Raw genomic sequence first — 21,981 nt, forward strand, 5'->3', positions numbered from 1 at the left:
GGCCGCGTGCCCGGGCGGCGGAAGAGAACGCAAGAGGCAGGAGGGCCGGGCTTTCGACGGCCCGGCCTCTCCGCAGCACGCCCGTAGTCGCGAGGGGGATGCATGGCCACCGTCGAACTCCGCTTCAGCGCGCTGCCCGAGCACGTCAGGACCGCCCGGCTCGTGGCGGCGGCGGTGGCGCGCAGGGCCGGAGTGGACGAGGCCGTCCTCGACGAGGTCAGGCTCGCCGTCGGCGAGGCGTGCAGCCGGGCCGTGGGACTGCACCGGGCCGTCGGCATCTCGGCACCCGTGAAGGTGCTGCTGATCGAGGAGGAGAAGCAGTTCTCCATCGAGGTCGGCGACGAGGCGCCCCATGCGGTCCCCGGAGAGCGGGCGCCCGGTGAGATGCCGGGTGACGCCGACGCGGAGACCGAGGAGGACGAGATGGGCCTCGCGGTCATCAGCGGACTCGTCGACGACGTCGAGGTCAGCGCGGGGGAGCACGGCGGATCGATCCGCATGAGGTGGCCCACCGTGCCGCCGGCAGGCCTCCTCGCCTGACCGCTTCACCCGGACGACGACTTTTTCCGAAGGGCTCCCTCGCGGGGCCCTTCGTCATGTGCGGGTGTCAGTGCCCGCGCTTACAGTGGTCTCGTGCGGTTGATCGCGTGAATTCGTTCACGACCGGCCGTGCCATGGAAATGCGATCACGTGAATGCGTCAAAGGCATTACCGATTTCCGGTCGCCGGGCGCCCGGCGATCATTATGGAAGAGTGTGTGCGGGACATTTACATTTCCCGAGCTCTGTTTTGAACGGCTTCCGGTACCTACAATCCCGTCCACATCTTGAGCTCAGCCCAAGCGTCAAGGAGGACGAATGGCGGGGCTTTCCCTCACACAAGAGTCGGGACCGTCCACATCCCTCGCGGCCGCCGTGCTGACCGACGACAACCGCCTGCTCGTGGTGGTCATCGGCGTCGTCGCGCTGGCGGCGCTGGTGGTCGCGGGAGTTCTGGTGCGCCAGGTCCTCGCGGCCGGCGAGGGCACCGACGGCATGAAGAAGATCGCGGCAGCGGTCCAGGAGGGCGCGAACGCCTATCTGGCCCGACAGTTGCGCACCCTCGGCGTATTCGCCGTGATCGTGTTCTTCCTGCTCATGCTGCTGCCCGCGGACGACTGGAATCAGCGCGCCGGACGGTCGGTTTTCTTCTTGATCGGAGCGGTGTTCTCGGCGGCCACCGGCTATATCGGTATGTGGCTCGCCGTGCGCAGCAATGTGCGGGTCGCGGCGGCGGCGCGCGAAGCGACTCCGGCCGAGGGCGAGCCGGAAAAGGATCTTACCGCCGTCTCGCACAAAGCGATGAAGATCGCTTTTCGTACGGGCGGTGTCGTCGGCATGTTCACCGTGGGCCTCGGCCTGCTGGGCGCCTCCTGCGTGGTGCTGGTGTACGCGGCCGACGCCCCGAAGGTGCTCGAGGGGTTCGGTCTCGGGGCCGCGCTGATCGCGATGTTCATGCGGGTCGGCGGCGGCATCTTCACCAAGGCCGCCGATGTCGGCGCCGACCTGGTCGGCAAGGTCGAGCAGGGCATTCCGGAGGACGATCCGCGCAATGCCGCGACCATCGCCGACAACGTGGGCGACAACGTCGGCGACTGCGCGGGCATGGCGGCCGACCTGTTCGAGTCGTACGCCGTGACGCTGGTGGCCGCGCTGATCCTGGGCTCCGCGGCGTTCGGCGACGCCGGGCTCGCCTTCCCGCTGCTGGTGCCCGCCATCGGTGTGCTCACCGCGATGGCCGGCATCTTCGCGGTGGCCCCGAGGCGCGCCGACCGCAGCGGCATGAGCGCGATCAACCGGGGGTTCTTCATCTCCGCGCTGATCTCGCTCGTCCTGGTCGCGATCGCCGTGTTCGTCTACCTGCCGTCGTCGTACGCCGATCTCGACGGTGTCACCGACGAGGCGGTCCTGGGCAAGGACGGCGACCCGCGGATCCTCGCGCTCGTCGCGGTGGCCATCGGCATCGTGCTCGCGGCCCTCATCCAGCAGCTCACCGGCTACTTCACCGAGACCACCCGGCGTCCCGTGCGGGACATCGGCAGGACCTCGCTCACTGGCCCGGCCACGGTCGTCCTGTCCGGCATCTCGATCGGCCTCGAATCGGCCGTCTACACCGCCTTGCTGATCGGCCTCGGTGTCTACGGGGCATTCCTGCTCGGCGGTACGTCGATCATGCTGGCGCTGTTCGCGGTGGCGCTGGCCGGTACCGGACTGCTCACCACGGTCGGTGTGATCGTCGCGATGGACACCTTCGGCCCGGTCTCCGACAACGCGCAGGGCATCGCCGAGATGTCCGGCGACGTCGAGGGCGCGGGCGCCCAGGTGCTCACCGACCTGGACGCGGTCGGCAACACCACCAAGGCCATTACCAAGGGCATCGCGATCGCCACGGCCGTACTGGCGGCGGCGGCGCTGTTCGGCTCGTACCGGGACGCCATCACCACCGGCGCGCGGGACGTGGGCGAGCGGCTCAGCGGCGAGGGCGCGCCGATGAGCCTGATGATGGATATCTCCCAGCCCAACAACCTCGTCGGCCTGATCGCGGGCGCGGCGGTCGTCTTCCTCTTCTCGGGGCTGGCGATCAACGCGGTGTCGCGGTCGGCGGGTTCGGTGGTCTACGAGGTGCGGCGGCAATTCCGCGAGAAGCCCGGGATCATGGATCACAGTGAGGAGCCGGAGTACGGCAAGGTCGTCGACATCTGCACCAAGGACGCCCTGCGCGAGCTCGCCACACCCGGACTGCTCGCCGTGATGGCGCCCGTCTTCATCGGGTTCACGCTCGGCGTCGGCGCCCTGGGCGCCTTCCTCGCGGGCGCGATCGGCGCGGGCACCCTGATGGCGGTGTTCCTCGCCAACTCCGGTGGGGCCTGGGACAACGCGAAGAAACTCGTCGAGGACGGCCACCACGGCGGCAAGGGCAGCGAGGCCCACGCGGCCACCGTCATCGGCGACACCGTCGGCGACCCCTTCAAGGACACCGCCGGACCCGCGATCAACCCCCTGCTGAAGGTGATGAACCTGGTGGCGCTGCTCATCGCGCCCGCGGTCGTCAAGTTCTCCTACGGTCCGGACGAGAGCGTCGGGACGCGGGTGCTCATCGCGGTCCTGGCGCTGCTCGTCATAGTCGGCGCGGTGTACGTGTCCAAGCGGCGCGGCATCGCGGTGGAGGACGAGGACGACCCCGAGCCGGAACCCAAACCGGTGGATCCGGCGGTGGTTTCCTAGAGCCGGACGGCGGACACCGGACCAAGGTGCGGGCGGGTGGCGCGCATTGACGCGCCGTCCGCCCTTTCCCCGTGTGCGGAACCGGTGCCGTGAGCCTTCTCTCGCATGGTGCAAATGGCTTCAAAAGTTCCCTATCGGATGTTCGACGGGTGGGTGTAGGCCATCTGGCGTGTATGTTCCGGGGCCGAAGGCCATGGAAGGGACCAATCCGGTGAACAAGAAGCTCGCGGCCGCACTGTCCGGCGGTGCGGTACTGGTACTGGCGCTGACGGGATGCGGCGGCGACGACAACAACGAGAAGCTGGACGCCTGGGCGAAGCAGGTCTGCGACGCGGTGAAGCCGCAGGCCGCGAAGATCAGATCGGCCAACGCCGCGATCCAGAAGGAGACCTCGGACAACAGCACGCCGGAAGAGGTCCAGAAGGCCGACTCCAAGGCCTTCCAGGACATGTCCGACGCCTACAAGGCGATCGGCGCCGCCGTGAGCAAGGCCGGGGCACCGGAGGTCGAGGACGGGGAGAAGAAGCAGACGGACGCGGTCAAGGAGCTCAACGGGATCTCCGCGTCGTACGCCTCGCTGAAGAAGCAGGTCGACGGTCTCGACACGGACGACCAGGCGGAGTTCGCCGACGGCCTGAAGGACATCGCCGCCGAGCTGGACAAGCTCGGCAAGAGCGGCAGCGACGCCCTCAGCACGCTGGAGGAGGGCGAGGTCGGCGCGGCCATGTCCCGGCAGGCGAGCTGCCGGACGGCCACCGCGACGGCGGGGGCCACCAAGAGCTGACGCCGCGGCAGCGGCCGCGGGGACGCGCCGGGTGAGGGCGGCGGCCACAATGGAGGGCGTGAGTGACGCCAGCCTGCCGCCCCTGCCCTCGTCCGACCGTCCCGAAGCCGCCGCCCGGCTGCGGGACGCGCTGCTCGGAGCCTCCTTCACCGCCGACGGACTGCTCGAACTGCTCGGCGCCCCCGCGTACGCGGCGCTGGCTCGCAGCGAGACCGTGCCCGCCCTGAGGGTCACCCGCGGGGACACGCCGCTGGAGGTGCTCGTGCGGCTGTTCCTGCTGCAGCAGCCCGTGCCGCACGCGCGCGTGGCGGACGTCCTGCCCGTGGACGCCTGCCTGGAGAGCGGATGGCTCACGCGCGCCGGCGCGGACGATCTCGCCGCGACCGTGGACGTGCGGCCGTACGGCGGGCCGGGCGGCGAGGACTGGTTCATCGTGTCCGACCTCGGATGCGCGGTCGGCGGAGCCGGGGGCGTCGGCAGCCGCGACGAGGGCGTCGTGCTCGGCGTCGGCGGGGCGTCCACGACCCTGGCCGGCATCACCGTCCGCTCTCCCGTGGCCTCCGCGCTCGACCTCGGCACCGGCTCCGGCATCCAGGCGCTGCACGCCGCCCGGCACGCCACGCGCGTGACGGCCACCGACGTCAACCCGCGCGCCCTGCACATCACCGCGCTCACCCTGGCCCTCTCCGGGGTTCCGGCCGCCGACCTGCGCGAGGGTTCGCTGTTCGCGCCGGTCCACGACGGCGAGACGTACGACCTGATCGTGTCCAACCCGCCGTTCGTGATCTCGCCGGGCGCCCGGCTCACCTACCGCGACGGCGGGATGGGCGGGGACGATCTGTGCCGCACGATCGTTCAGGAGGCGGGGGAACGGCTGAACGAGGGCGGGTTCGCGCAGTTCCTCGCCAACTGGCAGCACGTCGAGGGGGAGGACTGGCAGGACAGACTCAGGTCATGGGTGCCCCGCGGGTGCGACGCCTGGATCGTGCAGCGCGAGGTGCAGGACGTCACCCAGTACGCCGAGCTGTGGCTGCGGGACGCGGGCGACCACCGCGGCGACCGGGCCGAGTACCGGGCGCGGTACGACGCGTGGCTGGACGAGTTCGAGGCGCGCAAGGTGAAGGCGGTCGGCTTCGGCTGGATCACCCTGCGCAAGTCGGGCTCCGCCGCGGAGTCGATCACGGTGGAGGAGTGGCCGCACCCGGTCGAGCAGCCGCTCGGCGAGACGGTCCGGGCGCACTTCGACCGGATCGACTACCTGCGGACGCACGACGACGCGGCGCTCCTCGAAGCGCGCTTCGCGCTGGCCGCCGAGGTGGTGCAGGAGCAGGTCGGGCTGCCCGGCGCCGAGGACCCGGAGCACGTCGTGCTGCGGCAGAACCGCGGGATGCGCCGGGCCACCAAGGTGGACACGATCGGCGCGGGCTTCGCGGGCGTGTGCGACGGCACCATGAGCGCGGGCCGGATCCTGGACGCCATCGCCCAGCTCCTCGGCGAGGACCCCGTGCTGCTGCGCGACCGCACGCCGGCCCAGATCCGGCTGCTCGTGGAGCAGGGGTTCCTGGAGCCCGTCGGCTGACACGGGCGGCGGTCCCACGGGCACCTCGGCAGGCCGGCCCTCATGAGTCACGCCATGGATCGCGTCATGAGTCACGTCACTTCCTCGTGCCACGTCCTTCACGCCGGCCACAGCCGCCGCCCCGGCCCTTTCCCGCCGATCCGGAATTTCCGTGAAAGGGCTCCCGGGTCGGTTTCGGGACAGTTGACCAGACCCGTGGCCCTCGCGTTCACCTCCGATTCGCCTGCCCGCCGCCCGGGCGTGGCAGCGTCCTGCCGAGGCCGGTGGCGGCGGACGGGAAAGAGGGCATCGGGCGACCATGGAGAGCGGACCGGCGATCTTCGCGGGAATGGTGTTCTGCCTGTTCGGAGGCGGACTGCTGGCCTGGACCGTGACCCGGGCGCGGCAGCACCGCCCCGTCGCCCAGGGTGTGAGTCCCGTCGCATCGGCCACCGTCGCGGGACTGGTCGCGATGATCTCCCTGGTCCTCGGCGCATGGTGCCTGACCCGCTTGTGAGGGGTGCGAAACCCTAGCAGCTCGCGGTAACCGGTAGGGCACGCTCCGCATAAGTGCGGGCGGAGTCTGGACACTCCGGGCGGCAGGAACGGTGGTAGTCGGGTTACCGTTCGAGTGGCCGTTGCGGGCTTTTCCCGTTTGACACGAGGGCGGGATGTACCGTCACACTCCGCAGCGTCACCATGACCCGACCCCGGGGAGACCGCCTGGGGAGCCCCAAGCGCCGACCGGAGAGAAGAGCGAAGTTGTCCCCGACCAGCGAGACCGCGAAGGGCGGCCGCCGACTCGTCATCGTCGAGTCGCCTGCCAAGGCGAAGACGATCAAGGGCTACCTCGGCCCCGGCTACATCGTCGAGGCGAGCGTCGGGCACATTCGCGATCTTCCCAACGGCGCCGCCGAGGTGCCGGAGAAGTACACCGGCGAGGTCCGCCGCCTCGGTGTGGACGTCGACCACGACTTCCAGCCGATCTATGTGGTCAACGCGGACAAGCGGGCCCAGGTCAAGAAGCTCAAGGACCTGCTGAGGGAGTCCGACGAACTCTTCCTCGCCACCGATGAGGACCGCGAGGGCGAGGCCATCGCCTGGCACCTGCAGGAAGTGCTCAAGCCGAAGATCCCGGTCAAGCGGATGGTCTTCCACGAGATCACCAAGGACGCGATCCGCGCCGCCGTGGCCAACCCGCGCCAGCTCAACCAGAAGCTGGTCGACGCCCAGGAGACCCGCCGCATCCTCGACCGCCTCTACGGCTACGAGGTCTCGCCGGTCCTGTGGAAGAAGGTCATGCCCCGGCTGTCCGCAGGCCGCGTGCAGTCCGTCGCCACCAGGCTCGTGGTGGAGCGGGAACGCGAGCGCATGGCGTTCCGTTCCGCCGAGTACTGGGACCTGACGGGCACCTTCGCGACCGGCCGCGCCGGGGACGCGAGCGACCCGTCGTCCCTTGTCGCCCGTCTGCAGACCGTCGACGGCAGGCGGGTCGCGCAGGGCCGCGACTTCGACTCCCTGGGACAGCTGAAGAGCGCCAACACCCTCCACCTCGACGAGGCGAACGCCCGCGCGCTCGCCGCCGCCCTGGAGAACACGCGGTTCGCCGTGCGTTCCGTCGAGTCCAAGCCGTACCGCCGCTCGCCGTACGCGCCGTTCCGCACGACGACGCTGCAGCAGGAGGCGAGCCGCAAGCTCGGCTTCGGCGCGAAGGCCACCATGCAGGTCGCGCAGAAGCTGTACGAGAACGGCTACATCACCTACATGCGTACGGACTCGACGACCCTGAGCGAGACGGCGGTCGCCGCCGCCCGCGCCCAGGTGACGCAGCTATACGGCGCCGACTACCTGCCCCCGCAGCCGCGCACCTACGCGGGCAAGGTCAAGAACGCGCAGGAGGCGCACGAGGCGATCCGCCCCTCGGGCGACCGCTTCCGCACGCCCGCCGAGACCGGGCTGACCGGCGACCAGTTCAAGCTCTACGAGCTGATCTGGAAGCGGACCGTCGCCTCGCAGATGAAGGACGCCACCGGCAACTCCGTCACCGTGCGGATCGGCGGCACGGCGGCCGACGGCCGGGACGCCGAGTTCAGCGCGTCCGGCAAGACGATCACCTTCCACGGCTTCCTGAAGGCGTACGTGGAAGGCGCCGACGACCCGAACGCCGAGCTCGACGACCGCGAGCGCCGGCTGCCGCAGGTCTCCGAGGGCGACGCCCTCACCGCCGAGGAGATCACGGTCGACGGGCACGCCACCAAGCCCCCGGCCCGCTACACCGAGGCATCGCTGGTCAAGGAGCTGGAGGAGCGCGAGATCGGCCGCCCGTCGACGTACGCGTCGATCATCGGCACGATCCTCGACCGCGGCTACGTGTTCAAGAAGGGCACGGCCCTGGTGCCGTCCTTCCTCTCCTTCGCCGTGGTCAACCTGCTGGAGAAGCACTTCGGGCGGCTCGTCGACTACGACTTCACCGCCCGGATGGAGGACGACCTCGACCGCATCGCGCGGGGCGAGGCACGGGCGGTGCCGTGGCTGAAGCGGTTCTACTTCGGCGAGGGCGCGAGCAACGGCGACGCGGCCGACGCCGGCAACGGCGACGGGGACCACCTCGGCGGTCTCAAGGAACTGGTGACCGACCTGGGCGCGATCGACGCGCGCGAGGTGTCGTCGTTCCCGGTGGGCAACGGCATCGTGCTGCGGGTCGGGCGCTACGGCCCGTACATCGAGCGGGGCGAGAAGGACACCGAGCAGCACCAGCGCGCCGACATTCCGGACGACCTGGCGCCGGACGAGCTGACCGTCGAGCTCGCCGAGGAACTGCTCGCCAAGCCGAGCGGCGACTTCGAGCTGGGCACCGACCCGGTGACCGGTCACGCGATCGTCGCCAAGGCCGGCCGCTACGGCCCGTACGTCACGGAGATCCTCCCCGAGGGCACCCCGAAGACCGGCAAGAACGCGGTCAAGCCGCGTACGGCCTCCCTCTTCAAGTCGATGTCCCTGGACACGGTCACGCTCGACGACGCGCTGAAGCTGATGTCGCTGCCGCGCGTGGTCGGCGCCGACGCCGAGGGCCAGGAGATCACCGCGCAGAACGGCCGCTACGGGCCGTACCTGAAGAAGGGCACCGACTCGCGGTCGCTGCAGTCCGAGGAGCAGCTCTTCACGATCACGCTGGAGGAGGCGCTGGCGATCTACGCCCAGCCCAAGCAGCGCGGTCGGGCCGCGGCCAAGCCGCCGCTGAAGGAGCTGGGCACCGACCCGGTCAGCGAGAAGCCGGTCGTGGTGAAGGACGGCCGCTTCGGGCCGTACGTCACCGACGGGGAGACCAACGCGACGCTGCGCTCCGGCGACAGCGTCGAGGAGATCACCCCGGAGCGCGGGTTCGAGCTGCTCGCCGAGAAGCGGGCGAAGGGCCCCGCCAAGAAGACGGCGAAGAAGGCCGCCAAGAAGGCGCCGGCGAAGAAGGCACCGGCGAAGGCCACGGCCGCCAAGAAGACCGCGGCCAAGAAGACCACGGCGAAGAAGACCACGGCGAAGAAGACCACGACGGCGAAGAAGACCGTGGCCAAGAAGGCGACCGCCTCGAACGCGGCGGAGGACTGAGCCCTCCGGACACGCCCGGACCCGCCCGCCGGTCCTTCCGTTCGGTCTTCGCCCGGGGTTCGGAATGCGAACGCCCCGACAGCACTTCACTGTCGGGGCGTGAGCATGTCAGGCGCGTCGCGTCGGACTGTCGGTTCGGGCCGATAGTCTGAACGCATGACGCGAGCCGAGCAGCCAAGGGCCCCCCGAACGGCCCCCGACGACGCCCTTGTCGCGGACTCCCGCGAGCGTGCCGTCCGCGCCCTGCTGCGCCGACCGCAGCTGAGAAGACTGTGGAGTGCGCAGCTCGTGGGCGGGGTCGGTGACGTCCTCGCCCTCCTGGTGCTGGTCCTCCTGACCCTGCAGGCGGCGGTCGCCGAGGGCGCCTTCGGCGGGGGCTACCGGGGCGCGGCGTTCGCAGTGGCGACCGTCTTCGGGGTACGCATCCTGGCGACGCTGCTGTTCGGCGCCGTACTCCTCGGCCCGCTCGCCTCGCTCACCTCGCAGGGCGGACCGCTGGACCGCCGCTGGACCATGGTCGGCGCGGACGGCCTGCGGGCCGCGCTGCTCATCGTGGCGCCGCTGTGGATCGACTGGACGCCCGAGGACGCGTCGGCCGTCCTCCTCGTCACGGCCTTCGTGACCGGTGTCGCCGAGCGGTTCTGGACGGTCTGCCGGGAGAGCGCGGCGCCCGCCCTGCTGCCCGCCCCGCCCCCGGAGGGGGCGACCGTGCGCCCGCTGCCCGACCACATGGACGCGCTGCGCCGGCTGTCGCTGCGCACGGGCTTCGTGGCGATACCGCTCGCGGCCGTCACGCTCGTCGTCGCGGCCCTCGTCAACAACCTGCTCGGCACCGGGATCGACTGGTTCGGCGAACACCGGGCGGCCCTCGCCTCGTACGTCGCGGCCGGGCTGTTCGCCGCGTCGCTGTCCGTCCTGGCCCTCCTGGAACTGCCCGGCACGCGCACCCCGCGTGCCCGCTCGCCGCTGGAGGGACTGCGCCGCCCGAAGAGCGCCGCGGGCTCCGACAAGGGCCGCACCGGCGCGATGCCGCTCCTGGTGTTCGCGTCCGCGTCCGTCGCCGCCGCGGTGGCGGCCGCCGTCGCCGTGTCGGTGCTGCACGCCAAGGACCTGGGCGGCGGCCCCGTGCTGTACGGCCTGCTGGTGGCCGCGCTGACCGGCGGTGTCGTCGTCGGCATCCGTACGGCGCCCGCCCTGCTGCCGGCCCTGTCCCGGCGCCGGCTGCTCGCGCTCGCCCTCGCCTTCACGGGCGTCGCGCTGCTGGCGGCGGGACTCGTGCCGGACGTCACCAGCGTGCTGTTGATCATGGCGCTGGCCGGTGTCGGCGCGGGGCTCGCGGCCAACACCGGGCACACACTGCTCGACCAGGAGACCGAGGACCAGCGCCGGGCCCGTACGACCGGGCACCTGCACGCCGTGGTGCGGGTCTTCGTGGCGCTCGCCGCGGTGATCGCCCCGACGGTCGCCGCGGCCATCGGACCGCACCGGCTGGAGAACGGCCGGTTCGTCTTCGCGCACGGCGGCGCCGCCTTCACGCTGATGCTGGTCGGCGCGCTGCTGCTGCCGGTGGCCGCGCTGGTGCTGGCCAAGGTCGACGACCGCTCCGGCGTACCGCTGCGGCAGGACCTGCGCGACGCGCTGCTCGGCGGCGACGACCCGGACCAGACGCCCGCCGCCTCCGGCTTCTTCATCGCCCTGGAGGGCGGCGACGGCGCAGGGAAGTCCACCCAGGCCGAGGCCCTCGCCGACTGGATCAGGGCCAAGGGCCACGAGGTCGTGCTCACCCGCGAGCCCGGGGCGACCCCGGTCGGCAAGCGGCTGCGGTCCATCCTGCTGGACGTCTCCAGTGCCGGCCTCTCGCACCGCGCGGAGGCACTGCTGTACGCCGCCGACCGCGCGGAGCACATCGACACCGTCGTACGGCCCGCCCTGGAGCGCGGCGCCGTCGTCATCACCGACCGGTACATCGACTCCTCCGTCGCCTACCAGGGCGCCGGACGCGATCTGTCGCCGACCGAGATCGCCCGCATCAACCGCTGGGCCACCGGCGGGCTGGTCCCGAACCTGACGGTGCTGCTGGACGTGTCCCCGGAGACCGCGCGGGAACGCTTCACCGAGGCGCCGGACCGGCTGGAGTCGGAGCCCGCCGAGTTCCACGCACGCGTGCGGGCCGGTTTCCTCACGCTGGCCGCGGCCGACCCCGGCCGCTACCTGGTGGTCGATGCCGGCCAGGAACCGGAGGCGGTCACCACGGTGATCCGGCACCGGCTCGACCGGGTGCTGCCGCTGTCCGAGGCCGAGATCCGGGCCCGCGAGGAAGCGCGCCGCAAGGCCGAGGAGGAGGCCCGCCGCAAGGCGGAGGAGGAGGCGGCCCGCAAGGCCGAGGAGGAGCGCCTGGAGCGCGAGCGCCAGGAGCAGCTCGCCCGGCTGCGCGCCGAGGAGGAGGAGCGCAAGCGGCGCGAGCTGGAGGAGGCCCAGCAGCGCGAGGCGGAACGCCAGGCGGAGGAGGCCCGGCAGCGGGCCGAGGAAGCACGCCGGCGCGCGGAGGAGGAGCGGCAGCGGCTGCTCGCCGAGGAGAAGGCGCGCGCCGAGGAGGAGGCCCGCCGCAAGGCCGAGGAGGAGCGCCGCCGCAAGCAGGCCGAGGAGGAGGCGCGGCTGCGCGCCGAGGCCGAGGCGCTGCGCCTGGAGAAGCAGCGCAAGGCCGAGGAGGCGCTGCTGCGCGCGGAGCAGGCCCGGCGGCTGGCCGAACAGGCGGTGGCCGCGGCGGAGACGGGACCGAAGACGACGACCGCCCCCGATGCCGCCGCGCGTGGGCGAGCGGCCGACGAAGCGGCGACCGTGCCGACGCCGGTGGTGACGCCGACGAACGCGTCGGGCGGGCCGGTCGACGAGACCGCCGTGCTGCCCCGGGTGCCGGACGAGGACGCCGGGCGGCGGTCCGACGGCCGGTCCGGGGTGTCCGACGCCGAGGTGACGACCGAACTGCCGAAGCCGCCGGTTTTGCCGGGCGCGGCGGACGAGACGGCGGTACTGCCTCCGGTGCGGGAGGACGGGAGGGGATCCGCGGACCGGCTGCCGCCGGGCTACTTCCGGGACGAGCGTCCGGCGAGCGGCTCCGAGGCCGCCGACGGCTCTGACCGCACGCGCGAACTGCCCCGGATCGACGCTGAGGACGCGCCCCACCGCCGGCAGCGTTCGGACTGGGCCGAGGAGACTCCGCTGGACGACCTGCCGACGCTGGCCGACGAGCTGCTGGGCCCGCACGACGGAGACGACGAGCGGGACGGCGAGGACGAGGGCCGAGGCCGCCGGGGGCGCCGGCGCTGACCGTCCGGTCCGCGGGGGCGGGCGTTGTCGGTGCCCACCCGCACAATGGATCCGGTAAGGCAGACACGAGGGAAGGACCGGCTGACCCATGACCGTGTGGGACGACCTCGTCGGACAGGAGCGGGTGAGCGGGCGGCTCGCCGGAGCCGCCCGGGACGCCGACGCCTTCGTCACCGCCGCCGCGGCCGACGGCCCGCTCCCCGAGACGTCGAGCATGACGCACGCCTGGCTGTTCACCGGCCCGCCCGGCGCGGGAGTGACGCGGACGGCGCGGGCCTTCGCCGCGGCGCTGCAGTGCGTGAGCCCCGACCGTGCCCTGGGCGGAGCCCCCGGCTGCGGCTTCTGCGACGGATGCCACACGGCGTTGATCGGCACCCACGCGGACGTCAGCACGGTGGTCGCCATGGGCGCGGAGATCCTCTACAAGCACATGAAGGAGACCGTCCGCAAGTCGTTCACCTCACCCGCGAACGGCCGCTGGCAGATCATCCTCGTCGAGGAGGCCGAGCGGCTGAACGAGAAGTCCGGCAACGCCGTCCTCAAGGCCGTCGAGGAGCCCGCCCCCCGCACTGTCTGGCTGCTGTGCGCCCCCTCGGTCGAGGACGTCCTGCCGACGATCCGCTCCCGCTGCCGCCACCTCAACCTGAGCACGCCGTCGGTGGCCGCCGTCGCCGACATGCTCGTCCGGCGCGAGGGCGTCGAGCCGGACGTCGCCGCCGCCGTCGCCCGCTCCACCCAGGGCGACGTCGACCGTGCCCGTCGCCTGGCCACCGACCCGGCCGCCCGCGCACGCCGGGCCGCCGTGCTCAGGCTGCCGCTGCGGGTCGAGGACATCGGTGGTGCGCTCAAGGCGGCCCAGGAGCTGGTCGACGTGGCGGCCGAGGACGCCAAGCAGCTCGCCGAGGAGATGGACGCCAAGGAGACCGAGGAGCTGAGGGAGGCCCTGGGCGCGGCCCAGGGAGGCCGGTTGCCACGTGGCACGGCAGGCGTCTTCAAGGAGCTGGAGACCGATCAGAAGCGCCGTAAGGCGCGCACCCAACGCAACACCCTCGACATCGCGCTGGGCGACCTGACCAGCTTCTACCGCGACGTCCTCGCCCTCCAGCTCGGCTCCCGCGTCGCCATCGCCAACGGCGACGTCGAGGACGCGTTGGAGCGCATGGCCCGCGGCAGTTCCCCGGAGTCCACGCTCCGCCGCATCGAGGCGATCGCGGCGTGCGGCAAGGCCCTGGACCGCAATGTGTCCCCGCTGCTCGCGGTGGAGGCGATGACGATGGCCCTCAGAGCGGGCTGACCGAGGGCGTCCGCCCAGCGGCTCGACACGGTAACTCGTACGAGGCACGACGTGCGCGCAGAGCACCTGTCCCGTCGCACACGGTTACGCTCGCGGTATGCACACAAGGCGCACCCACCGCAGGACCCGCACCGGAACCGGAGTCGCTCTGCTCGCCGCCGCCGCGCTGCTGATCTCGGGCTGCTCCCCGGGGAACAGCCCGAGCATGGCCAGCGCGGCGGCGGGGGAGGAGGCGGCGGCCCTCGCCCCCCTGCCCCGCTCCACACCCGCGGCCCTCACGTCGTACTACGAGCAGAAACCGGCCTGGCGCGACTGCGAAGTCCCCGGCTTCCAGTGCGCCACGCTGAAGGTCCCGCTCGACTACGCCGAGCCGACGGCCGGTGACGTGCGCCTCGCCCTCACCCGCAAGAAGGCCACGGGACCGGGAAAGCGGCTGGGATCACTGCTGGTGAACCCCGGCGGCCCGGGCGGCTCGGCGGTCGGCTACGTCCAGGCGTACGCCGGGATCGGCTACCCGTCCGATGTGCGCGCCCGCTACGACATGGTGGCCGTCGACCCGCGGGGCGTCGCCCGCAGCGAACCCGTCGAGTGCCTGGACGGGCCCGGGATGGACGCGTACACGCGGACGGACATCACACCGGACGACACGAAGGAGACCGGCGCGCTGGTCGCGTCGTACAAGAAGTTCGCCGAGGGCTGCGGGGCGGACGCGCCGAAGCTGCTGCGCCACGTGTCCACCGTCGAAGCGGCCCGGGACATGGACATCGTCCGGGCCGCGCTGGGCGACGAGAAGCTGAACTACGTCGGCGCCTCGTACGGCACCTTCCTCGGCGCGACCTACGCCGGCCTGTTCCCGGACCGGGTGGGCCGTCTCGTCCTGGACGGCGCGATGGACCCCTCGCTGCCCGCGCGCCGGCTCAACCTGGAACAGACGGAGGGCTTCGACACGGCGTTCACCGCCTTCGCCGAGGACTGCGCGCGACGGAGCGACTGCCCGCTCGGCGCCCGGGGCACCGCTCCCGGGCGGGTCGGCGAGAACCTCAAGGCGTTCTTCGAGAAGCTCGACGCCCGCCCGGTCCCCACCGGCGACGCCGACGGCCGCAGGCTCACCGAGTCGCTCGCGACGATCGGCGTGATCACCGCGATGTACGACGAGGGCGCCTGGCAGCGGCTGCGCGAGGCGCTGACGGCCGCGATGAAGGAGAACGACGGCGCCGGGCTCCTCCTCCTCTCCGACAGCTACTACGAACGCGACGCGAACGGTGACTACAGCAACCTGATGTTCGCCAACGCGGCCGTGAACTGCCTCGACCTGCCGCCCGCCTTCGACTCCCCGGACGAGGTGCGGCGGGCGCTCCCCGCCTTCGAGAAGGCGTCCCCGGTGTTCGGCGAGGGCCTCGCCTGGGCCTCGCTGAACTGCGCGTACTGGCCGGTGCGGGCCACGGGCGAGGCCCGGCGCATCGAGGCGAAGGGCGCGGCCCCGATCGTCGTCGTCGGCACCACCCGGGACCCGGCCACCCCGTACCGCTGGGCCGAGGCCCTGGCCGGCCAGCTCTCCTCGGCCCGCCTCCTCACCTACGAGGGCGACGGCCACACCGCATACGGCCGGGGCAGCACCTGCATCGACTCCGCGATCAACACCTACCTGCTCACCGGCACCCCACCGAAGGACGGAAAGCGCTGCTCATAGCCGGTACGACCGCCCCCGGAGGCATCCGCTCCGGCCCGCCTCCGGGGCCGGTACGAAGCACCCTCGGAAACTGTGTAGACTTACCGACGTCGCTGATCGCACCCTGGTGCAGGCAGCGCGCCGCCTTAGCTCAGATGGCCAGAGCAACGCACTCGTAATGCGTAGGTCTCGGGTTCGAATCCCGAAGGCGGCTCTTCGAAGAAGGCCCAGCTCCTTACCCTTGAGCTGGGCCTTCTTTCGTTCAGTGGATGCGCCGATGGTGCCGCGCCCGGGTCGCACGGGCGTCGGCGGTCTTGCTTCTGGCCCCAGTGGGGCCCGGATTCGGGACCAACCGCGGCGGCGGGAAGAACCTGCCCGTCCGGCGGATGGCGTCCTGGGACAGGCGAGGTGGGCCCCTGACGTATCACCGGGTATGGCTGGTCTGTGCGCGCCGAGGGGGCTCCGTGATCATGGGCATGTCGATGCCCGGGCCGTCTCCTGCCGGGCCTTGTGGTCGTGTGGGAAGGGAACGAAGGCGGGCTTGGCGCGACGTTCCGGCTCTTCCTGGTCTTGGGCCGGGTGAAGGCGAACCCGCCCTCTTTGCACTCCGGGCACGTGCTCGCGTGCTCGGCTGTGGGTAGCCGCGCTTGCGGTCCTGTGCGTGGTGCGGTCCTGCGGGCACGGAGCGAAGTGATGCAGGCGCCCTTCGCGCTGGGCCCGCCTCACCTCGCTGGGAACCCGGCTGCGCCTCGAACGGGAACACGCCCTCCTGGCGCAAGCATCGAGTGTCCGAGCTTATGGGAAAGCTTCATGGGCAGGGCGAACTCGCTCATCGGCTGTCGTTCAGCTTCTCATGGAACCCTCACACTGTTCAGGAAGCGTTGTATAAGGTCCAGAATTGAGTTCGTTGAGCGCCTCGTTGCACGAATCCCAGCGTGCCGACGGTTGTACGGCTTCCTCCCGGTACATCGCCAGTACCACCCTCAGCTCGGCCAGGGCCTTCTCGGCTTTGCCTCGAACGTCCACCGGCGTATTTTTGTTTGAAATTACCTTCACGGTAACTTCCAGCGGCACTGCGATGTTCACGAATTCTGTCATCTTGCTCAGTGAGATTTTCGGGTTTCTTACTTCCTTCAATGTGGCGGTCTGTTCCTTCAGGGTGTCCGTAAGTTCGCTCTCTGTATGTGGCTTGATTGTGGAGTCTTGCATCGCCTGAAGTGTGGTTTTTATCCCGATCGACATCTTTGCGATCGCTGCTTTCTGTGCCGCCAGCGCATCCAGGTTGACGAGTGTCTTCATCGAAACATTCAGCTCCTCGATGGAATTTGTGACAGCCTCCCTTTGCTCCGGTGTTGTCGGCGCATTAAGTATCTGCACCCCTATGAGCGCGGATATGGCCATATCTTTGGCCGCTTTTTGAATGGCTGACTTCTGGTGCTGTGCCTTTTCCAGGCTTTCAAACATTTCCTTAAGTATAGGCTTCAAGTCTTCGGGTGCGTTTGCATTCTCCGTTGTGAGCTTTTCCAGCTCATCTTGTGCCGCTTCGAGCGTGTCGGGTTCCGGGGGTGGGGTGGTGGTCGGGGGTGGGGTGGTGGTCGGGGGTGGGGTGGTGGTCGGGGGTGGAGTGGTGGTCGGAGGCGGCTCGGTGTTCGGGTCCGAGGGAGTGGGAGTTTGTGTCGGTGCTGTGGTCGTCATCTGGGTGAGGGGCTGGGGCGCTGCCACAGCGCCGGCCACGCCCACTGGCAAGGTGAGCGCTGGAGCCAAGCAGGTCATGCACACGCGACAGAAAAATTGCCGATGGGCGATTTTGCTCATGCTGCTTCCAGGTGCGCTATGCGATGTGCTGATTCTTCCTGCGTACTTGGGTCTCGAGGATCTCGACAGCCACAGTCACCGGAGATCCATAACTCGACGGCGCAGGCGATACATGAACCACTTTTCTCCCATGCGTCACGTCTCGCAACTCGGGCACCAGGCCTGAATCGAGCTCCGGCCCGACGGCGTGCGGCGATCACACCGGTGCCTTGCCGATGAACTTCACGGTGCTGCGGGAATCGGTCGCTTCGCCGCCGCGCAACCGCACGGTGGTGATCCACACCTCATGCCGTGCCCGGAGATGACCCCGACACAGTGACAGGCCCTCTATTCATGTAGAACCCGCGAGGGACTGAGTGGCGATCCACGCGCACGTGGGTTGCCATGAAAAGGTGACATGGAACCCGCGCCTGGGACGGCGTCGGCGGATAGCGCGTCAGCGCGCCGAGCGGATTCGTCGTCGGCGCCGTGATAACCGACTGTCGGCGGCCGGTCCGACGGACACCGGGCGAGTGCGTTGGGCCGAGCTACTGGCGGCCAGCCTCCCAGGGCTGGCCGCACTGCTCGCGCTTCTTTTCACCTGGATACAGGTCACGCAGGCCGGCAAGGAACTCGCGATCAGCGAGCGGGGGCAGATCACCAGCCGGTTCAACGCGGCAGTCAGCAATTTAGGAGCGGCGTCTGCGGACGTCCGACTCGGGGGAATTTACGCACTTGAACAGATCATGCGTGATTCCGCCCCCGACCAACCTGCTGTGGTGTCGGTTCTGTCTGCGTATGCACGCCACAATGCTCCTGTTCGAGTCGAGGACGCCAGGAAGGCACCTGTGCTTCCGGGTGACGAGCCACGTCCTCTGTCTGCCGACCTCCAGGCAGTGATGACCGTGCTGGGAAACCGCCGCCCCGACCGCGACAGAGGGGTGCAGATCGACCTCAGCCGCACCGCTCTGCCCGGGCTGGAGCTCTCCGGCTATCCGGGCCTGTTCCCCCTCCGCGGGGTGGACCTGCGCGAAGCAGATCTCAGTAGCGCCGACTTCCGCTATGTGGACCTCAGGAATGCAGCGCTGATCGGGGTGGATCTCTCGGGGGCGTCACTGCTGGGATCACGGCTCGATGAAGCGGATCTGGAGGACGCGGACCTCACGCAAGCAGACCTGGTGGGCGCGGAACTCGACGGAGCGCACTTGTCCGGCGCGGACCTCACCGGCACCGTCTTCTGCTCGGAGGAGCCACCAGCAGACAGTGGGACCGGGTCCCATGAGCGCTTCTGTGCAGAAATGTCTCACATGATCATGACTGGCGTGAATCTGGCCGAGGCGGATCTGGCCGGTGCGAACCTCGCCAGAACGTACTTCTGTCCTGACCCCGACTCGTCCTTGATTCCTTCCGGAAAGAAAAATAAATGCACGAATTTGGTTGGCGTAGTTCTCAACAGCGCCAACTTGAAAGAAGCGTACCTGTCAAGGGTAAGCCTCAGGGGTGCGGACCTCAGGGGTGCGGACCTCAGGGGGGCCGACCTGACTGGCGCGAACCTCAGGGGAGCCGACCTGACTGACGCGGACCTGTCAGGAGCAGACCTCGAGGATGCGGACCTCAGGGAAACCGACCGGACCGGCGCGGACTTCACGAACGCGGACCTCACCGGGGTCAAGGTCGACGGAGCGGGGTTCGAGGGAGGTGAATCGAAGAGGGCTCGCGGGCTGTCGCAGTCCTCGTGAACCCAGGTCATGCCCCGTGTGACCTGGGTTTTCTGTGTTCCGGGGCTGTTCGGTGCGCCCTCTGTCGGGATCGGTGCCGGTCTTCTGGCTTGCCTTCCGGGAAAGTCGAGAGTTAGTTTTCCTGGTGGGAAAGTCGAAGTGGGGAGGCGATGGGTGTGAGCGTTCCGGTGGACGCCGAGCGGGCCTGGAGGGACCTGCAGCGGATCAGGGTGCCGCAGGAGCGGGTGTACGACGAGGTCGAGCGGAGTGCGTTCGGTGACCCCGGCGCGACCTACGCCACGGCCGCGATCATGTGGGTCTTCCTGGCCACTCTGGGCCTGGACCTGCCCCGGTGGGGCGTCTGGCTGACCCTCGCCGGGTACGTCGTGCTGCTGGCCGGGGTGGGCGTGATCCGCAACCGCAGGAGCCGGGTGCGGTTGCACCGCACCCGCTACGACTGGCGGACGTCCGCCGTGTTCTTCGGGGGGATGGTCGTGACCGGCGGGACGGTTCTGCTGTCCGGCCGACTGGCCGAGGCGCTGCCGTGGGGGCCGATGGTCGCCGGCGTGATCCAGGCCACGGTCTCGGCGACCGTGTTCGTACTCTTCACGGTGCCGGCCAACCGCTGGGCGGTCGGCGCGTTGCGCGGTCGCGGTGAAGCGGCGACCCGTGCCGGGGAGGGCCGATGAGCACGCCCGCCGGCTTCGACGAGCTGATCCATCCGGCCACCCGGCTGTCGGTGGTCGCGCTGCTCGCCACCACCGAGTGGGCGGACTTCGCGTTCGTCCGCGACAGCCTCTCGCTCAGTGACTCCGCCCTCTCCAAACAGCTGCACACCCTGGAAGAGGCCGGGTACCTGGAGATCCAGAAGGAGGGCGGCGGCCGCAAGCGGCGTACGAAAGTACGGCTGACGGACCGTGGCCGCACCGCCTTCGACGGCCATGTGGCGGCGCTCCGCGCGATCGTCGAGGGAGCCGGGCGCACGGCACCGGACGGGGCCGGGGCGGAACAAGGCCGGTCCAGGACGGGGGCAGCGCGGTGACGGTACCCACCGCGACCGCCCGACCCGTCGTCCGGGCCCGCGATCTGACCATGACGTACGGGGGCGTCGCCGTCCTCCACGGCGTCGATCTGGAGATCCACCGCGGTGAGGTGTTCGCGCTGCTCGGGCCCAACGGGGCCGGGAAGACCACTACCGTGGAGATCCTGGAGGGCTTCCGGCGGCGGTCCGCCGGGGAGGTCAGCGTCCTCGGCGCGGACCCGGAGCGGGGCGACGACGCCTGGCGGGGCCGCATCGGACTGGTCCTGCAGTCCTGGCGCGACCACCGCCGCTGGCGGGTCGCCGAGCTGCTGACGCACTTCGCGACGTACTACCCCCACCCGCGCGACCCGGCCCAACTGCTGGACCTGGTCGGCCTCACCGACCAGGCCGGCCGGCAGGTGGACCGGCTGTCCGGCGGGCAGCGCCGGCGGCTGGACGTCGCGCTCGGCATCGTCGGCCGCCCCGAGCTGCTGTTCCTGGACGAGCCGACCACCGGATTCGACCCGGAGGCGCGGCACGAGTTCCACGTCCTGGTCGAACGGCTGGCCCGTGACGAAGGCGTCACCGTCCTGCTCACCACCCACGACCTGGCGGAGGCCGAGCGGCTCGCCGACCGGATCGCCATGCTGGTCGGCGGCCGGATCCGGGCCTGCGGTACCCCGGCGGAACTGGCCCGGCGGGCCGCCGCACAGGCCGAGGTCCGCTGGACGGCCGACGACGGGACGTACCGCAGCGAACGCACCGCGGACCCCTCACGGCTGGTCTGGGAACTCCACCAGGACGCGGACGGCCCGATCGCCGGCCTGGAGGTCCGCCGTCCGACGCTGGAGGACACCTATCTGCACATGGTCCACCAGAAGGACGACACCACGGACGGGGAGGCGGCAGCCATATGAAGGACACGCAGGAGGGCGTGCAGGAGGACACACAGGAGGGCGTGCAGGAGGCGCCGGGCGGGACGCGCAGTCCGCGCCGGCCCGCCCGCCCCTACTGGCGTGCCGGATTCCTTCGCGGCGGCATCGAGCTGCGCCACCTCCTGCGCAACTCCAAGGAGATGTCCGGCCACCTGGTCAACGTGGTCGTCGCGCTGCTGGTCGTCGCCTACGTCGACGACGACGTCCCCGGCACCCGGACCCCGATGGCCCACCTGGCGCTCGCGGGATTCGCCGCCTATCTGCTGTTCCAGATCGGGCTGCTCAACCTCCCGCAGATGCTCGTGACCGAGCGGGAGGAGGGCGCCCTGCTGCGGTTGCGCGCCACACCCGGCGGGATACCGGCCTACCTCGTCGCCAAGTGCCTGCTGGTGGTCGTCACGGCGACGGGCACCCTGGCCCTGCTCCTGGCGGCCGCGGCCCTGCTGGCGGACGGGCCGCTGCCGCAGGGTCCGGGCGGCTGGCTGACGCTGCTGTGGGTCACCACGCTGGGGCTGCTCGCCGTCGTGCCGCTGGGCGCGGCCCTGGGCGCCGTCCTGCCCAATCCGCGTGAGGCGCTGGCATTGATCATGCTGCCCGTGATGGGGCTGCTGATCACCTCCGGAACGGTCTTCCCGATCACCTCGATGCCGGTGCCGGTCCAGCAGATGGCCTCCGTCTTCCCGCTCAAGTGGATGGCACAGGGCCTGCGTTCGGCACTGCTGCCGGACGCCGCGCGGGCCGCCGAGCCGGCCGGCTCCTGGGAACTGCCCATGGTCGCCCTCGTGCTGACCGCCTGGGCGGTCCTCGGCTTCCTCCTCGCGATCCCCCTCCTGCGCCGCACCGCCCGCCGGGAGTCCGGCTCCCGCCTGTCCGCCCGCCACCGCAAGGCGGAACGGAGCGGGGCGATGCCCGCGTAGGCTCCGGCCGGTCGAACCGCGTGTGTTTCCGCCGCGGTCGGGGCGGCGGGCCGTGCTGTGGGGCCGGAGGGAGCCGAGTGCGTGAGTGAGTGGAGCGG

Annotated in this window: 15 protein-coding genes and 1 tRNA gene; 15 read left to right on the forward strand and 1 reads right to left on the reverse strand. The window is 70.6% G+C overall.

All coding sequences use genetic code 11. The features are described 5' to 3' along the window. Window positions 1–102: 102 nt before the first annotated feature. From ACH5AO_RS19785 to ACH5AO_RS19830, 10 genes are all read left to right on the forward strand, one after another. A complete protein-coding gene (locus ACH5AO_RS19785; protein WP_398926277.1) occupies window positions 103–540 on the forward strand; it encodes an ATP-binding protein in 438 nt (145 codons plus the stop codon). A 317-nt stretch (window positions 541–857) separates the two neighbouring features. Continuing rightward, window positions 858–3,263: a sodium-translocating pyrophosphatase gene (locus tag ACH5AO_RS19790; RefSeq protein ID WP_398926279.1), complete on the forward strand. Its 2,406-nt coding sequence runs from the start codon at window positions 858–860 to the stop codon at window positions 3,261–3,263. A gap of 193 nt (window positions 3,264–3,456) precedes the next feature. Further along, the gene (locus tag ACH5AO_RS19795; protein WP_398926281.1) at window positions 3,457–4,047 is read left to right on the forward strand and encodes a small secreted protein; all 591 of its coding nucleotides are present in this window, start codon (window positions 3,457–3,459) and stop codon (window positions 4,045–4,047) included. 49 nt (window positions 4,048–4,096) lie between these two features. Further along, on the forward strand, window positions 4,097–5,626 hold the full coding sequence (locus tag ACH5AO_RS19800; RefSeq protein WP_398926283.1) for a methyltransferase: 1,530 nt from the start codon (window positions 4,097–4,099) through the stop codon (window positions 5,624–5,626). A gap of 298 nt (window positions 5,627–5,924) precedes the next feature. Then, window positions 5,925–6,122, forward strand: a complete 198-nt coding sequence (locus ACH5AO_RS19805; RefSeq protein WP_398926284.1) for a hypothetical protein — start codon at window positions 5,925–5,927, stop codon at window positions 6,120–6,122. A gap of 245 nt (window positions 6,123–6,367) precedes the next feature. Next, a complete protein-coding gene (topA, locus tag ACH5AO_RS19810) occupies window positions 6,368–9,208 on the forward strand; it encodes a type I DNA topoisomerase (RefSeq protein WP_398926286.1) in 2,841 nt (946 codons plus the stop codon). 156 nt (window positions 9,209–9,364) lie between these two features. After that, entirely contained in the window at window positions 9,365–12,535 is a 3,171-nt protein-coding gene (tmk, locus tag ACH5AO_RS19815) for a dTMP kinase (RefSeq protein WP_398926288.1), read from the forward strand. Between the two features lie 88 nt (window positions 12,536–12,623). After that, window positions 12,624–13,829 carry a DNA polymerase III subunit delta' gene (locus ACH5AO_RS19820; RefSeq protein ID WP_398926291.1) on the forward strand — a complete coding sequence of 402 codons (1,206 nt, stop codon included), beginning with the start codon at window positions 12,624–12,626 and terminating at the stop codon, window positions 13,827–13,829. 97 nt (window positions 13,830–13,926) lie between these two features. Continuing rightward, window positions 13,927–15,519, forward strand: a complete 1,593-nt coding sequence (locus ACH5AO_RS19825; protein WP_398926293.1) for an alpha/beta hydrolase — start codon at window positions 13,927–13,929, stop codon at window positions 15,517–15,519. 119 nt (window positions 15,520–15,638) lie between these two features. After that, window positions 15,639–15,712, forward strand: a tRNA-Thr gene (locus ACH5AO_RS19830). A gap of 629 nt (window positions 15,713–16,341) precedes the next feature. Here the strand turns inward: ACH5AO_RS19830 and ACH5AO_RS19835 are convergent. Then, window positions 16,342–17,313, reverse strand: coding sequence for a hypothetical protein (locus ACH5AO_RS19835; RefSeq protein WP_398926295.1), 972 nt, complete (start codon window positions 17,311–17,313; stop codon window positions 16,342–16,344). 512 nt (window positions 17,314–17,825) lie between these two features. Between ACH5AO_RS19835 and ACH5AO_RS19840 the strand changes: the two genes are divergently transcribed. From ACH5AO_RS19840 to ACH5AO_RS19860, 5 genes are all read left to right on the forward strand, one after another. Further along, window positions 17,826–19,031 (forward strand): pentapeptide repeat-containing protein, encoded by a 1,206-nt coding sequence (locus tag ACH5AO_RS19840; RefSeq protein ID WP_398926297.1) that lies wholly within the window; start codon window positions 17,826–17,828, stop codon window positions 19,029–19,031. Between the two features lie 149 nt (window positions 19,032–19,180). Then, complete coding sequence (locus ACH5AO_RS19845; protein ID WP_398926299.1) at window positions 19,181–19,699, forward strand: hypothetical protein; 519 nt, start codon at window positions 19,181–19,183, stop codon at window positions 19,697–19,699. Beyond that, window positions 19,696–20,052 carry a transcriptional regulator gene (locus ACH5AO_RS19850; RefSeq protein ID WP_398926301.1) on the forward strand — a complete coding sequence of 119 codons (357 nt, stop codon included), beginning with the start codon at window positions 19,696–19,698 and terminating at the stop codon, window positions 20,050–20,052. Before ACH5AO_RS19845 ends, ACH5AO_RS19850 begins: the two co-directional genes overlap by 4 nt. Window positions 20,053–20,102: 50 nt before the next feature. Further along, window positions 20,103–20,948 (forward strand): ABC transporter ATP-binding protein, encoded by an 846-nt coding sequence (locus ACH5AO_RS19855; RefSeq protein WP_398926351.1) that lies wholly within the window; start codon window positions 20,103–20,105, stop codon window positions 20,946–20,948. Beyond that, window positions 20,945–21,883: an ABC transporter permease gene (locus ACH5AO_RS19860; RefSeq protein ID WP_398926303.1), complete on the forward strand. Its 939-nt coding sequence runs from the start codon at window positions 20,945–20,947 to the stop codon at window positions 21,881–21,883. The genes ACH5AO_RS19855 and ACH5AO_RS19860 overlap by 4 nt, the downstream gene beginning before the upstream one ends. Window positions 21,884–21,981: the final 98 nt, after the last annotated feature.

This window comes from Streptomyces sp. NPDC018964 (assembly GCF_044390325.1).
Taxonomy (GTDB): Bacteria; Actinomycetota; Actinomycetes; order Streptomycetales; family Streptomycetaceae; genus Streptomyces.

Bases quoted from the DNA above. Each gene is read 5' to 3' on its own strand.
- ACH5AO_RS19785 (WP_398926277.1), top strand. From the start codon at position 103: ATGGCCACCGTCGAACTCCGCTTCAGCGCGCTGCCCGAGCACGTCAGG.
- ACH5AO_RS19790 (WP_398926279.1), top strand. From the start codon at position 858: ATGGCGGGGCTTTCCCTCACACAAGAGTCGGGACCGTCCACATCCCTC.
- ACH5AO_RS19795 (WP_398926281.1), top strand. From the start codon at position 3,457: ATGGAAGGGACCAATCCGGTGAACAAGAAGCTCGCGGCCGCACTGTCC.
- ACH5AO_RS19800 (WP_398926283.1), top strand. From the start codon at position 4,097: ATGGAGGGCGTGAGTGACGCCAGCCTGCCGCCCCTGCCCTCGTCCGAC.
- ACH5AO_RS19805 (WP_398926284.1), top strand. From the start codon at position 5,925: ATGGAGAGCGGACCGGCGATCTTCGCGGGAATGGTGTTCTGCCTGTTC.
- tmk (WP_398926288.1), top strand. From the start codon at position 9,365: ATGACGCGAGCCGAGCAGCCAAGGGCCCCCCGAACGGCCCCCGACGAC.
- ACH5AO_RS19820 (WP_398926291.1), top strand. From the start codon at position 12,624: ATGACCGTGTGGGACGACCTCGTCGGACAGGAGCGGGTGAGCGGGCGG.
- ACH5AO_RS19825 (WP_398926293.1), top strand. From the start codon at position 13,927: ATGCACACAAGGCGCACCCACCGCAGGACCCGCACCGGAACCGGAGTC.
- ACH5AO_RS19835 (WP_398926295.1), bottom strand. From the start codon at position 17,313: ATGAGCAAAATCGCCCATCGGCAATTTTTCTGTCGCGTGTGCATGACC.
- ACH5AO_RS19845 (WP_398926299.1), top strand. From the start codon at position 19,181: ATGGGTGTGAGCGTTCCGGTGGACGCCGAGCGGGCCTGGAGGGACCTG.
- ACH5AO_RS19850 (WP_398926301.1), top strand. From the start codon at position 19,696: ATGAGCACGCCCGCCGGCTTCGACGAGCTGATCCATCCGGCCACCCGG.
- ACH5AO_RS19855 (WP_398926351.1), top strand. From the start codon at position 20,103: ATGACGTACGGGGGCGTCGCCGTCCTCCACGGCGTCGATCTGGAGATC.
- ACH5AO_RS19860 (WP_398926303.1), top strand. From the start codon at position 20,945: ATGAAGGACACGCAGGAGGGCGTGCAGGAGGACACACAGGAGGGCGTG.